General features: G+C 63.7%; 11 protein-coding genes. 8 read left to right on the top strand and 3 right to left on the bottom strand.

What is annotated here, in order from left to right; genetic code table 11:
• Window positions 1-2 precede the first annotated feature (2 nt).
• The 4 genes from AC1RNQ_RS07865 to AC1RNQ_RS07850 are packed head-to-tail and all read left to right on the top strand — an operon-like array spanning window position 3 to window position 4,340.
• Window positions 3-1,193, top strand: a complete 1,191-nt coding sequence (locus tag AC1RNQ_RS07865) for an acyl-CoA dehydrogenase (RefSeq protein WP_493170254.1) — start codon at window positions 3-5, stop codon at window positions 1,191-1,193.
• Window positions 1,194-1,213: 20 nt separating this feature from the next.
• Window positions 1,214-2,341, top strand: a complete 1,128-nt coding sequence (locus AC1RNQ_RS07860; RefSeq protein ID WP_493170253.1) for an acyl-CoA dehydrogenase family protein — start codon at window positions 1,214-1,216, stop codon at window positions 2,339-2,341.
• Between the two features lie 23 nt (window positions 2,342-2,364).
• Entirely contained in the window at window positions 2,365-2,850 is a 486-nt protein-coding gene (accB, locus tag AC1RNQ_RS07855) for an acetyl-CoA carboxylase biotin carboxyl carrier protein (RefSeq protein ID WP_493170252.1), read from the top strand.
• 35 nt (window positions 2,851-2,885) lie between these two features.
• Entirely contained in the window at window positions 2,886-4,340 is a 1,455-nt protein-coding gene (locus AC1RNQ_RS07850) for a pyruvate carboxylase (protein ID WP_493170250.1), read from the top strand.
• A gap of 12 nt (window positions 4,341-4,352) precedes the next feature.
• Here AC1RNQ_RS07850 and AC1RNQ_RS07845 read toward each other — a convergent pair whose 3' ends face one another.
• Together AC1RNQ_RS07845 and AC1RNQ_RS07840 are read right to left on the bottom strand one after the other, a co-directional pair.
• Window positions 4,353-5,585 carry an MFS transporter gene (locus AC1RNQ_RS07845; RefSeq protein ID WP_493170248.1) on the bottom strand — a complete coding sequence of 411 codons (1,233 nt, stop codon included), beginning with the start codon at window positions 5,583-5,585 and terminating at the stop codon, window positions 4,353-4,355.
• Between the two features lie 56 nt (window positions 5,586-5,641).
• Entirely contained in the window at window positions 5,642-6,388 is a 747-nt protein-coding gene (locus AC1RNQ_RS07840; protein WP_493170247.1) for a glucose 1-dehydrogenase, read from the bottom strand.
• A gap of 168 nt (window positions 6,389-6,556) precedes the next feature.
• Here AC1RNQ_RS07840 and AC1RNQ_RS07835 point away from each other — a divergent pair, with 168 nt between their 5' ends.
• Window positions 6,557-7,789 (top strand): cytochrome P450, encoded by a 1,233-nt coding sequence (locus AC1RNQ_RS07835; protein ID WP_493170245.1) that lies wholly within the window; start codon window positions 6,557-6,559, stop codon window positions 7,787-7,789.
• Between the two features lie 43 nt (window positions 7,790-7,832).
• Here the strand turns inward: AC1RNQ_RS07835 and AC1RNQ_RS07830 are convergent, their stop codons facing one another.
• On the bottom strand, window positions 7,833-8,462 hold the full coding sequence (locus tag AC1RNQ_RS07830; protein ID WP_493170243.1) for a TetR/AcrR family transcriptional regulator: 630 nt from the start codon (window positions 8,460-8,462) through the stop codon (window positions 7,833-7,835).
• Window positions 8,463-9,080: 618 nt separating this feature from the next.
• On the opposite strand from AC1RNQ_RS07830, the gene AC1RNQ_RS07825 reads away from it, so the two are divergent.
• Genes AC1RNQ_RS07825 through AC1RNQ_RS07815 form a run of 3 tightly spaced genes read left to right on the top strand, consistent with a single transcriptional unit; the run spans window position 9,081 to window position 13,496 of the window.
• Complete coding sequence (locus AC1RNQ_RS07825) at window positions 9,081-10,169, top strand: LLM class flavin-dependent oxidoreductase (RefSeq protein WP_493170240.1); 1,089 nt, start codon at window positions 9,081-9,083, stop codon at window positions 10,167-10,169.
• A 24-nt stretch (window positions 10,170-10,193) separates the two neighbouring features.
• The gene (locus AC1RNQ_RS07820) at window positions 10,194-10,919 is read left to right on the top strand and encodes a glucose 1-dehydrogenase (protein WP_493170239.1); all 726 of its coding nucleotides are present in this window, start codon (window positions 10,194-10,196) and stop codon (window positions 10,917-10,919) included.
• Between the two features lie 60 nt (window positions 10,920-10,979).
• The gene (locus AC1RNQ_RS07815; RefSeq protein WP_493170237.1) at window positions 10,980-13,496 is read left to right on the top strand and encodes a TonB-dependent receptor; all 2,517 of its coding nucleotides are present in this window, start codon (window positions 10,980-10,982) and stop codon (window positions 13,494-13,496) included.
• Window positions 13,497-13,542: the final 46 nt, after the last annotated feature.

Raw genomic sequence — 13,542 nt, 5'->3', positions numbered from 1 at the left:
CCATGGACTTCAGCTACAGCCCCGCTGAGGAGGAGTTTCGCCAGCGCCTGCGCGCCTGGCTTGCCGACGCGCTTCCCGCGGGCTGGGGCGTGACGGCCTTCGAACCTGAGGATGAGGAGCAGCGCTATCTCTTCCGCCGCGACTGGGACCGCAAGCTCCACACCGGCGGCTGGACCGGCATCAACTGGCCGGTCGAATATGGCGGCCACGGCGCGACGCTGACCGAGCGTGCGATCTTTGCCGAGGAAATGGCGCGCGCCCGCGCGCCCGAAAGCCTCAATATCATCGGGCAGAATCTCGCCGGGCCGACGATCCTGCGCCACGGCACCGAAGAGCAGAAGAAGCGCTTCCTCCCCAAGATCATCTCCTCGGATGAGATCTGGTGCCAGGGTTTCTCCGAGCCCAATGCCGGATCGGACCTCGCCTCGGTGCGCACCCGCGCCGAACTGAGGGGCGACAAGTTCATCGTCAACGGCCAGAAGATCTGGACGAGCTTCGCGCAATATTCGCAGTGGTGCTTCGCGCTTGTCCGCACCGACGGCGATCTCCCCAAGCACAAGGGGCTGAGTTTCCTCCTCATCGACATGAGCAGTCCGGGCATCTCGATCCGGCCGCTGCGGCAAATCTCGGGCGAGAGCGAATTCAACGAGACCTTCTTCGACGATGTCGAAGTACCGGTGGAGAACATCGTCGGCGGGCTCAACGAAGGCTGGCGCATCGCGATGACGACGCTCGCCTATGAGCGCGGTCCGGAAGATTGCCTCGGGCGCCAGATTCGCTTCAAGCAGGAGCTCGAAAAGCTAATCGACGTCGCGGTGTCGAAGCCCTCGAACGGGGGCGTCGCGATCGACGATCCGCGCGTCCAGGAAAAGCTCGGTCGCTCGATCACCGAGGTCGAGGCGATGCGCCTCGTCGCGCTGCGCAGCTTCAGCCGCTACAAGAATGGCGGCGAGCGCGGATCCGATGCCTCGGTGGTCAAGCTCTACTGGAGCCATGCTGCGCAGCGGATGTACGAAAATGCCCTCGACATCCTGTCGCCCGAAGCGGTGCTGTCGGACAATGATCCGCTCGCCGACGCCGGCGGCAAGTTCCAGCTGAGCTATCTCCAGTCGAAGGCTTTCAGCATCTATTCGGGCTCCTCGGAGATCCAGCGCAATATCATCGGCGAGCGCCTGCTCGGCCTGCCGCGCTAGACGGCGAAAGGAAGAGGAACATGGACTTCGCATTCAACGAGGAGCAGCAGAACCTCGCTGAGACGGTCGGCAATGTTCTCGCCGATTTTCCCGCGCTCGCGGGTCCCGATCTTGATCGTGCCGCCGATATCGACGCCTGGAACGCGCTTGCTGCACTCGGTCTGTTCTCGCTGCTCGTTCCCGAGGCCGACGGCGGCGTTGGTCTCACGCTCGTCGACTGCGCGCTCGCGATCGAGGCCCTGGGCGCCGGGCTCGCGCCGCCTGTCGTCGCCAGCACGCTTCTCGTGACCGAAGTCATCGCGCGCTTCGGGAGCAGCGAGCAGCGCGCGCGCTGGCTCGGACCGCTTGCCGCCGGCGAAGTGCGCGCCGCGCTGGCCGTCGCCGAGAGCGGCGCCGAGGATCCGACGCGCTGCGCCACCCAGATGCGCAGCGGCGCGCTTAGCGGAACAAAGATTGCCGTCGCCGGCGCTGCGGACGCCGATCTCTTTCTCGTCACCGCGCAGGATCGCGGCAGACCCATTCTCGTGCTGGTCGAACGGTCGGCAGGGGGTGTCGGAGTCCGTCACCATGAATCGCTCGATCCGTCGGCCGGGCTTGCCGCGGTCAGCTTCGACGCCGTGCCGCTTGAGGCGACCAGCCTGCTCGGAGCCGATCGCGGCGAGGCGGCGCTCGAAACGCTGCTCGATCTCGCCTCGACCGTCCACGCCGGCCTCGCGATCGGCATCGCGGGCCGCATGCACGATGTCGCGGTCGACTATGCCAAGACGCGCGAACAATTCGGTCAGGTCATCGGCGCCTTCCAGTCGATCAAGCATCGCTGCGCCGACACTGCCGTCGCGGTCGAGGCTGGACGGGCGACCGCCTATTACGCCTTCTGGTCCTGCTCGGAGGGCATGGACGATCGGTCGCGGAGCGCCTCGTCGGCCAAGGCCTATTGCACCGAGATTGCGCGCGATGCCTGCAACGACGCGATCCAGATCCACGGCGGCATGGGTTTCACTTGGGAGCTCGGCCTCCACCGCTTTTTGCGCCGCGCGAAAATCCTCGAGCATGCAATCGGCACGCCGTCGTGGCACTATGCCCGCGTTCTCGCCGCCGCGCTTGCGATGCGCGACGAAGCCGGGACCGCCAGCCGCGCTGCGGCCTGAGACTATGAGAGGGACGGCCGGTCATGGATGAGCGCACCACCCGCGACCTCGAGATCATCATCGATCTGTTCCGGAAGGGGGAACTGCGAGAGTTGCTGGTTCGGGGGCCGGACCTCAGCCTGCGCCTGTCGATGGATGCCGATAGCGCCGGCCGCGAAAGCGTGCCTCGCGCCGCGCCGCCTGCCCCGAGCGCCGCTTCGGCCGCAGCCGCCGGCGTTACCGGCCGGATCGCGCCTCCGGCTGCGCCCGCCTCGGCGATCGACCCGGCCTGGACCGCAGTGATCGCGCCCAATCTCGGGACCTTCTACCGTTCACCCAAGCCCGGCTCGCCGGCCTTCGTCGAGGTCGGGCAGACTATTTCCGCCGGCACCGAGGTCTGCCTGATCGAGGTGATGAAACTATTCACCTCGGTACGAACCGAGGTCGCGGGCGTCGTGCGGCATATCGCTGCCGAGGACGCACAGCTCGTCGAAGGCGGGCAGCCGCTCATCTATATCGAGGCCGACTGATGTCGGCCGACGCGATTCCTGGAGTGTAGGACGAAATGGCTCATATCGAATTTCTCGACGAAACGATGCGCGACGGGCAGCAGAGCCTGTGGGGGCTGCGCATGCGCGCCGGCATGGCGCTTCCGGTATCGCCGCTTCTTGACAAGACCGGGTTCAAGACGATCGACCTCACCGGCGGCGGCATGCTCGACGTGCTCACCCGCTATTGCCAGGAAAATTACTGGGAAGGCCTCGACCTGCTCGTCGCCTCGATGCCCGACACGCCGGTGCGCGCGGGGCTGCGCGCCAATGCCAATGTCACCTTCAGCGTCAGCCCGCGCGCGCTGATGGATCTTTGGGTCCGCCGGCTTTGCGCGCATGGCGTGCGCTCCTTCTGGATCTACGACGTGCTGTTCGGCATCGATAATATGCTGCGCCTCGCGAAGGTCGCGAAGGAATCCAATGCGCAGGTCGCGGGCGCGGTGATGTTCGCGCTCTCGCCCGTTCATACCAATGAATATTTCGCCGAAAAGACCCGGCTCCTCGCGGCCAGCCCCGATGTCGACAGCATCCTTCTCTACGACACCGCCGGGGTGCTCGAGAAGGAAAGGCTGATCGGTCTCCTTCCCGGCATCGTCGCCGCGGCGAACGGCAAGCCGATCGAATTCCACGCCAACAATCTTCTCGGCATGTCGGCCAAGGCCTATCTCGATGCCGTCGATCTCGGCGTCTCGGTGCTCCATACCGCGAGCCGGCCGATGGCGAACGGGCCATCGGTCCCCTCGACCGAGATCATGGTGCGCAATATCGAGATCAAGGGCCATAGCCACTCGCTCGACAAGAGCCTGTTCCAGCCGGTCGCCGATCATTTCCGCGCGGTCGGCAAATCGGCGGGTTTCCTCGTCGATCAATATGCCGAATATGACGCCTTCTCCGAAGAGCATCAGATCCCCGGCGGCATGATGGGGACCTTCAAGGCGCAGCTCGAGATGCACAATATGACCGACAAACTGTCGGACGTGCTAGACGAGGTCGCAGCGGTGCGTCGCGACCTCGGCTATCCCGGCATGGCGACCCCCTTCAGCCAGCTCGTCGGTATCCAGGCGGTGCTGAACATCGTCACCGGCAAGCGCTACGGCACGGTTCCCGACGAGGTCGTGCAATATGCGGCGGGATTCTATGGCGACACCGTCGCCCCCGTCGATCCCGACGTGATGGACCGGATCATGAACAGCGCGCGCGCCGCCGAAGTGCTCGCCAACCCGCCTGCCGATCCCGATCTCGACGAGCTCAAGAAGCAATATGGGACCGAGGACGAGGACGAGCTCATTTACCGCGCGACCGTGCCGCAGGCCGACATCGACAAGATGCGCGCGGCAGGACCCGTCCGCCGCGACTATCCGTTGCTCTCCTCGCCCGAGCTCGAGCAGGTCCGCAAGCTGATGAGTGTCGCGACGCTGCCGCTCGTCGAGGTCAAGACGGGCACGCTCGAGGTCAGCCTCAAGCGCTGACGATCGGCCCGGTCAAGCCGCGGACGCGGCGTCCGGGAAGCGCTGGTCGGGATAGCGTCCGAGTGCGAGGATGCCTGCGGCGCCTGCAATCAGCAACCCTGCCGCGAGCGAAATCGGGAGCGCATAGCTTCCCGTCAGGTCATAGGCGCTGCCGAAAGCGAGCGGCGCCGAGCCCGCGCCGATCGAGACGAACATATAGAGCCGGCCGTAGATGGGCGCGAAATGCCTAAGCCCGAAATAGCGCGTCGCGAGAAAGCCAAGCATGTCGAGTTCCATTCCCGTCGCCATACCGATGAGCATCGCGGCGAGCGCATAGGCGCCGAAGGAAAGCGGCAGCTGGAAGGCGAAGCAGGCCGCCGCCGCCGGGACCAGCACGCAGGCCGCGACCGCGGGTGCCCACATATGGTCGACGAGCGATCCGATGAGGATGCGCCCGACGATGATCGCGAGCCCGAAAAAGCCCATGATCGAGACTGCGTCATCGGTCGACAGCCCGGCGTCGGTGAGCGCGGGAACGATGGTCGGGATGAGCCCACCGACCGCGACATAGATGCAGAAAGTCGCAGCGCCCAGCAGCCAGAAATGTCGCCGGCGTAGGGCAGCGCGAAGGGTCAGCCCGGGAGCGGACAGCGCGGCTGCGGTATCGGCCCCTGCCGCGGCATGCGGCACTCGCCGCGGCAGCAGGAGCGCGCAGAGCGGAAGAATGAAGAGAAGCCCATAGGCGCCAAGAATGAGATAGCTCGCCTGCCACCCGCCCCGATCGAGCCCGAACGCGGCGATGCGCGGCATCAGCATCGCGGCGATCCCCGTGCCCGAAAGCGCAATGCCGAGCGCGAGCCCGCGCGTCTTTTCGAACCGGTCGACGATGAGATAGGTCCAGGACACCGCGCCGGTTCCGGCTCCGAGCAGCGCCATCAGCCCGTAGAAGAGATAGAGCTGCCAGGCCGCGCCGGTGATCGAGGCGCAGGCCGCGACCGCGGTCGAGAGGCCGGAGACGCCGAGCAGCACCGATCGCCGGAGCCCAAGCCGCTCGATCATCCAGCCGGCGAGCGGCCCGCCCACCATGCCGAGCCCGGTGCTGAAAAGGATCGCGGCCTGGATCGTGCCGCGGCCCCAACCGAACGCATCGTGCAAGGGACCGGTGAGAACCCCGATCGTATAGACGGGGAGCGTCGCCGGCGAGCAGGTGAGTGCGATCGCGGTGAGCAGGACGAGATGCCAGCTCTTCCCCCACTCGGCAGCCACCCGCCCTCCGGGCCGCTCGGGCGATGCCGACTTTGCGGCCTGCTCGGCCACGGCCGTCATAGCGCGGTGAGGCCGCCGTCGATGATATATTCGCTGCCGGTGATGAAGCCCGATTCGTCCGAGGCCAGGAAGACGACGAGGTTCGACACATCCTCGACCTCGCCGACGCGCTTGATCGGGACCGACCCGCTCGCAATCTTGATCTGGTCGGCGTCGAGCGCCTCGGTCATCATCGGGGTGCGGATATAGCCGGGGTGCACCGAATTGGCGCGAATGCCGTGCTCGCCATATTCGATCGCGACCTGCTTGGTGATGCCGCGCACCGCGAACTTGCTCGCGGCATAGGCGACGTTCGGCGTGCCATAGATGGCGACGATCCCCGAGATCGACGAGATGTTGACGATCGAGCCGCCGCCGGCGCGCACCATCGAGGGGAGGACATGCTTGGTGCCGAGGAAGACCGAGGTCTGGTTGACGCGGCACACAGTCTCGAAATCCGCCGCCGCAAGATCCGCCGCCTTGGCGACCGGCCCGATGATGCCGGCATTGTTGACGAGCACCGAGACCGGCCCGAACTTTGCCTCGGCGGCGGCGACCACAGCGGCCCAGTCAGCTTCGCTGCCGACATCGTGCCGCACGAAGAGCGACGCCTCGCCGAGCTCGGCCTCGAGCGCCGCGCCGGCCTCGGCATTGATGTCGGTGAAGACCGTCTTCGCGCCTTCGGCGACGAAGCGGCGGGCGTGCTCGGCCCCCATGCCCTGCGCGGCGCCGGTGATGATCGCGACCTTTTGATTGAGCCTCATGTCACCTCTTCCATTTTTTCCGATAGAACATCGGATATTTTTTGACAATTTGGCACAATATATGAGGAAAATCAGGCATGTCCAAGGTTAAATCCGATAAACAGTCTTTTTATGGGGCGTCGCATCGGGTAGGAAAGGGGATCGGTCTTGTGCCTGGGAGAGACTAGAATGGAAGTTGGCGCGTTCGACACGAAAGATGTGCTCGTCTTGCCGCGCCCGGAGAATGTCCCGGCGGACCGGGTCTTCGATTTCGACATCTATCGCGAGATTCCCGAGGGCATGGATTTTCACGCCTTCTGGCGCGAGATCATGGAGCAGGCGCCGCATCAGTTGATGTGGACGCCGCACAACGACGGCCACTGGATCGCGCTCACCGCCGAGCTGTCGGACATCGTCATGTCCGAGCCGGCGCGCTTCTCGAACAACACGGTGCTCGTCCCGAAAGCGGCGGGCGAGGCCTATCGCCTCATCCCCTTGTCGCTCGATCCACCCGAGCACCGCCCGTTCCGGACCCTTCTCAACGAAAATCTCGGACCCAAGCCGCTCAAGCCGATCGAGCAGGCGATCGTCGATCTCTCGGCCGAACTCATCGACGGCTTCAAGGATCGGGGCCGCTGCAATTTCGTCGAGGATTTCGCCGAGCAGCTGCCGGTGACGATCTTCATGATGCTCGTCAACCTGCCGCTTGCGGATCTTCCGACGCTCAAGCATCTCGCCGACCAGTTCACCCGGCCCGACGGGTCGATGACCTATCCCGAAGTGCTCGAGGCCTTCCGCGAATATCTGACCCCGGTGATCGCCGCGCGGCGCACCGGCGCCGGCGAAGACATGATTTCGCGCATGGTCAAGGGCCAGATCGACGGGCGCGAGCTCAGCGAGATCGAAGCGCTCAATATCTGCACCCAGGTTCTCGTCGGCGGGCTCGATACCGTCGTGAACATGCTCGGCTTCACTTTCTCCTATCTTGCGCGCGATACGAAGCTCCGCCGTGCGATCGCGGCCGATCCCGCGCTGATCAACGATGCGCTGCTCGAATTCTTCCGCCGCTTTCCGGTCGTCTCCTCGTCGCGCGAAGTGCGGAGCGACGTCGAGTTCGACGGTGTCATGCTCCGCCGAGGCGACATGGTCATGTCCCCGACAATCGTTGTCTCGATGGACGCGGGCATGAATGCCGATCCACTCGACTTCCAGCTCCAGCGGCCCGGGCGCAGACATTCGACCTTCGGCAAAGGCTCACACACCTGTCCCGGCGCGCATCTCGCCCGCATGGAAGTGAAGATCGTCCTTCAGGAATGGTTTGCGCGTATCCCCGAGTTCCGACTCGGCGAGGATCGCCCGCTCGCCTATACCAACGGGATCGTCGGAAGCGTTAAACCCTTCGCGCTCGTCTGGGACGTCTGACGGTCGTCATAGTCGGGCGTCCGCGCCGGTGGGTACGTCCCGGTCAGGCCGCGTGGCACTCGCATTCGAGAAGCCGGATGATGCGCTCGCCGATTTCCGCGCCCGCCTTGGTGAGGTTGCGCGGCTTGCGATAGAGTAGCCAGGTGATGATGAGCTGGTTCGACCCGCCGATGATGATCGCGGCGGTATCATATTTGTTGCGCGCGGGATCGACCCAGCCCTCGGTCTTGCCGATCTCGACCAGGAACTGGACGATCTTTGCGAAGTCATTGATCGTATATTGGAGCTCGGTCTCGCTGACGAAGACGCTTGGCCAGATCTCGAGATAGAGGAGGCGCGCCCATTCGGCGTGCTCGCGGGCATAATCGGCCGACATGGTGAGATAGAGGAGCAGCCGCGCGCGCGCGCTCATCGACGCCGGCGCGGCGGCGCGATAGCTTTCGAAGAAGTCGGCGAGGTAGAACATGGGGACGTCGTAAGCGAGGTCCTCCTTGCTCTTGTAATATTCGTAGAAGGTGGAGGTCGAGATCCCGGCCTCGGCGGCGATATCGGAAATCTTGGACCTCGAGAGGCCGTCGCGCGCAAAGACGCGCAAGGCCGCGTTGAAGATTTGCTGCTCGGTTCGACGGCTGCGGTCCTGCTTGCGCTCGGTATCGCGAGTCGCTCGCGACAATATCTCCCCGAGGAGGGTCTCCCATCCGGGGTCCGTACCGGGAGCGATGGCGATGTCTTGGGTACCCGTTGCCAACTTGTCTCTCCAAAAACCGTTTATTGTTCGAGTTTGTACTAGCATCGCGCCTTGGTCAATCGGCTATTGTTCGGCGTCCTGATATCGCGGAAATTGCTAGGTTATGCTAGATATTTCTAGAATATGTGGCGCATGAAGCGAGACGGAGAGGGGAGTCGCGTTATCGTCATGCAAATGAAGTTTTCCGACGAATGATCGATTTTATTTGACGCTCGACCATGGTCGGCGTAGGAGATTGATGCCGCACCAGCCGAAAGAAGCTGTGCGGCGGCATTTGGGAGAATCGGCAAATGGCATTCGTCACGGCAACCGCTGGACAGCGCTTCAGCCTCGAGGCCGAGGCACGCACGCCGATCGGGCGTCTGCCGCGCGTTCGGGCGCCGCTCCCCCGATATTCGCTCTCCGAAACATCATCTCAGGCAGGGACAGGTGCCACTGCGCGATCGGCCGCATCGCGAAACCATGCGACGCGCGCGTGGCCGGGCTATTGAAGCATCGGGTGCGCCCCATCGCGCAGACCAAATTCAGAACGAGGTATCCAACATGAAAATCGGTATGTTTCAGACGCCCTTTCTCCGGCCGGAACGCAAGCCCAAGCAGGTTTTCGAATGGGCGATCCGCCAGGCCGTGCATGCGGACAAGGTCGGCTTCAGCGAATATTGGGTTGGCGAGCACGGAACGCTCGACTGGGAATCCATTCCCAGCCCCGAACTCGTCATCGCTGCGGCGGCGCTGCAAACCGAACAGATCAAGTTCGGACCGCTGGCACATCTTCTGCCCTATCATCACCCCGCGACGCTCGCCGTTCAGACGGCCTGGCTGAGCCAGATCCTCGAAGGCCGCTACATGCTCGGCGTCGCGACCGGCGCCTATCCGACCGACGCGGCGCTGCGCGGCATCACCGACATGTCGAAGAATCACGAGATGATGCTCGAGGCGATCGACATCATGGAAAAGGTCTGGAAGGCCGAGCCCTTCAGCGTCGAAGGCAAATATTGGAACGCCGGCTATCCCGAAGCCGATCCCAAGAAAAAGCTGCGCGACGTACGGCCCTGGGACGGCGATATCCACATGGCGATGACCGGCCTGTCCGCGCCGTCGCCGTCGATCGCTTTTGCCGGCACCCACGGCTTCATTCCGGCCTCGGTCTATGCCGGCAATGAATTCCTCAAGAGCCATTTCGAGACCTATCGCGACAAGATGACTGAAGCCGGTCGGAAATCCGACCGCTCGGCCCACCGCGTGGTGCGCGACGTTATTGTTGCCGACACCGACGAGGAAGCGCGCAAGCTCGCCATCGAAGGCGGCATCGGCGATGCGTGGAAGGCCTATATCAAGCCGACCTATGAGCGCTTCGGCGTGCTCAAGGGCCTGCTGCACGATCCGAATGTCGATCCCGCCGACGTCGACGCGGCCTATCTCGCGGAACATGTCTGGATCGTCGGATCGGTCGAAACGGTGCGTCAGAAGCTCGATCACTGGATGAGCGAACTCGGCGGACCCTTCGGCACCCTCCTCATCTACAGCCACGACTATATCGACAATCCCGAGCCTTGGGAGCGGTCGATGGAACTGCTGGCGAAGGAAGTCGCGCCGAAGATCAGCACCGACGCGGCCGCGGAAGCGGCCTGACAGATGCAACGCCTCTGCGGAAAAGTGGCGATCGTGACGGGGGCCGCCCAAGGCATGGGCGAGGCGCACGCTCGACTCTTCGTCGCCGAGGGCGCGCGCGTGGTCCTGACCGACATCAACTCCGACGATGGCGAACGGATCACGCGCGAACTTGGCGATACCGCGGTGTTCGCGCCGCACGATGTCGCGAGCGCGGACGATTGGGACCGGGTCGTCGCGCTTGCCAACAAGCGCTTCGGCCCCGTCTCGGTGCTCGTCAATAATGCCGGCATCATCGGGCCGGTGAAGTCGATCCTTGAGTTTTCCGCCGAGGAGTTCACCGAAGTCTTTCGCGTGAACGAGCTCGGTGTGTTCCTCGGCATGAAGGCCGTGCTGCCGGACATGATCGCGAACGGCGGCGGCTCGATCGTGAATATCTCCTCCATTGCGGGCATGCTCGGGACGCGCGCGTCGTCCAACGCAGCCTATTGCTCGACCAAATTCGCCGTTCGCGGGATGAGCAAGCTCATTGCGGCGCAATATGGCCACGCCGGCGTCCGGGTGAACTCGGTTCACCCCGGATATATTCTGACGCCGATGATGGTCGCCGCGACTGACGAAAAAGGCGGCGGAGCCGCCGAACTCATTCCCCTGGGAAGGTTGGCCCAGCCCGACGAAGTGTCGCGGGTGGTGCTGTTCCTCGCTTCGGATGAATCAAGCTTCGTGAGCGGCGCAGAACATGTCGTCGATGGGGCCATGATCGCTGGATAGTCAAAAAACAGGCGATCGACGCTGCTCGGCAGCGCGGTCGCACATTGGGAGGTGCCTGAAATGAAAACCAATCTATTCCTCACATCGTCCGCCATGCTGGTCGCGATGCTCGCCGCCGCTCCCACCGCGGCGCAGACAGCGCCAACGGCACCAGCTGCCGATACCGAAACCGACACCTCGAACAACGAAATCATCGTTACCGCGAACAAGCGCGAGCAGGCGCTGAACGACGTCGGTCTCACCATCACGGCGGCGACGGGCGAAAGTCTCGGCGAGCGCGGCATCAAGGGGCCCGAGGATCTCGCCAAGCTCGTCCCGGGCTTCACTTTCACCCAGTCGCTCTATTCGACCCCGGTCTACACGCTGCGCGGCATTGGTCTTTACGACGCGACCTTCGGCGCTGCGCCGTCGGTTTCCATTTACACCGACGAAGTGCCGCGCAACGTCCCGGTCATGTCGGATGGCCTCGACCTCGATATCCAGCGGCTCGAAGTCCTCAAAGGTCCCCAAGGCACCCTGTTCGGCCAGAGTTCGACCGGCGGCGCGATCAACTATATCGTCGGCAAGCCGACCGACAGCTTCGAGATGGGAGGCTTTGCCTCATACGAACGCTTCGACCGGTTCGAATTGTCCGGTCATGTGAGCGGACCGCTCTCCGACACGCTGCGAGCACGCCTCGCGGTCAAGGGCGTTACCGGCGGCGCATGGCAGCGCAGCTTCTCGCGTCCCGACGACGAGAATGGCGCGGAGCGCAAGCTGATGGGCCGTTTCTCGCTCGAGTTCGAGCCCTCGAGCGCGGTGAAATTCCTGTTCACTGCGACGGGTGCGCGCGATCGCTCGGATCCCCTCGCGTCCCAATATGCGGGGACGTTGCTGAATGTCTACGGGTCGCAAGCCGCATTGACCGCTTCCGGGAACCCCTATGGATTTGTCGACGCCGAACGTTTTGCGCAGTTAACCACCCCGACAAGCCCCGGCTTTGACGGGTCCTTCCTCGGGCGCCAGGCCGTCGTCGTCGGCCGCTTGTCCAGTCCCAACCCCTCGGTCCGCGCCGGCGCCAACGCGGTCCTCGGAACGCCGATCAGCGATGGTGCGCGCGGCGCGGACTGGGCATCCGGCCTGCTCGGCAAGTCGGACAATGATTATTTCCAGTTCGCCCTGCGCTCGGATTTTTCGGTGAGCGACAGTGTCACGATCACGTCGACCACCGCTTATGCGAAGAAGAACCTCGAATATGCGCAGGACCTCGACGGGACGACCGCCCGTGTCGTCGATGTGCCGCTCGACGGACAGGTCGAATCGTTCAACCAGGAACTTCGCATCGCCGGCGACAGCGGCGGTATCAACTGGATCGTCGGGGCGAGCTTCGACGATATCCGGACCGAGCAGAATAATTTCTTCTTCCTGGGCGATTATTCGGCGAACGCCGACCTGATCACGCTGACGCTCAACAATTTCAACTCGAAGCAGCAGACGTTCGGGCTTTTCGGCAATATCGAGGCGGAGTTGAGTTCCAACTTCACCGTTCAGGGTGGCGTCCGCTACACGAAGAACAAGCTGGACGCGCTCTACTGCTACAATGATCCGCCGGAAGACACGGCGCAGGGAACGGCCCTCGTATTCGGGTCCGCGCTCAACAGCGTTCCGATCGTGATCCAGCCGGGCCAGTGTTTCCCGACCACGGGCGACCTGTTGCAGGGCACGGCGCGCTCGACGCTCGACCCGGTCGCGAGCAGCCTCGACCAGGACAATATCTCCTTCCGCGTCGGCGCAAACTACAAGTTCGATGGCGGTATGCTGCTCTACGCGACGGTGAGCCAAGGCTATAAAGCCGGCATCTTCTCGGCGATCGGCGCCTCGCGCGTCAGCCAGTATACGCCGGCCACGCAGGAAAAGGTGATTGCCTACGAGGCGGGCTTCAAGGCACCGCTTGGCGATCGCCGTGTGCAGCTCAACGGTGCCGCCTTCTATTACGACTATTCGGACAAGCAGGTCCGCGGCCGCATCCAGGATCCGGTGTTCGGCCTGCTCGAGAAGATGCTGAACGTTCCGGGATCCTATATCTGGGGCCTCGAAGCCGACTTTACCGCCGAGCCGGTGGACGGGCTGAATTTCTCGGCCGGTGCGACTTATCTCAAGAGCAAGGTCACCGACGATTATACGCAGACGCCCGATGGCCTGGCGATTTACAATGCCTCGGGCTTCACCGGCAATTTCAAGGGTTCCAAGCTGCCCTACACGCCGACCTTCAGCGCGAACCTCGACGCGCAATATGAGGCCAGTCTGTCGGGCAATATGAAAGCCTTCCTCGGCGGCACGCTCGTCTATCAGGGCAAGCAGAATGCGACCTTCGAGACGGCCGTTCTGCGCGCTGACGATTTCGTCATCCCGTCGCACACCACGCTCGATCTACGCGCCGGTATCGCGACGGAAGACGATCGCTGGCGCCTCTCGGTTTTCGGCCGCAATGTGACCAACGAGTCCTACATCACGGCGGTCTCGACCTTCCTTGACACGCTCGTCCGCTATCGTGGTAAGCCTTCGGTCTACGGCGTTTCGGTCCAGTTCAAATATTGATCCGCCTTCCAGCGTGCGGGGTCGTCATTGCTGGCGACCCCGCACT

This window comes from Sphingopyxis sp. GW821-FHT12F08 (genome assembly GCF_058806755.1).
Note: the sequence above shows the minus strand (reverse complement) of the source record. Positions and strands in the feature narration are given on the sequence as shown.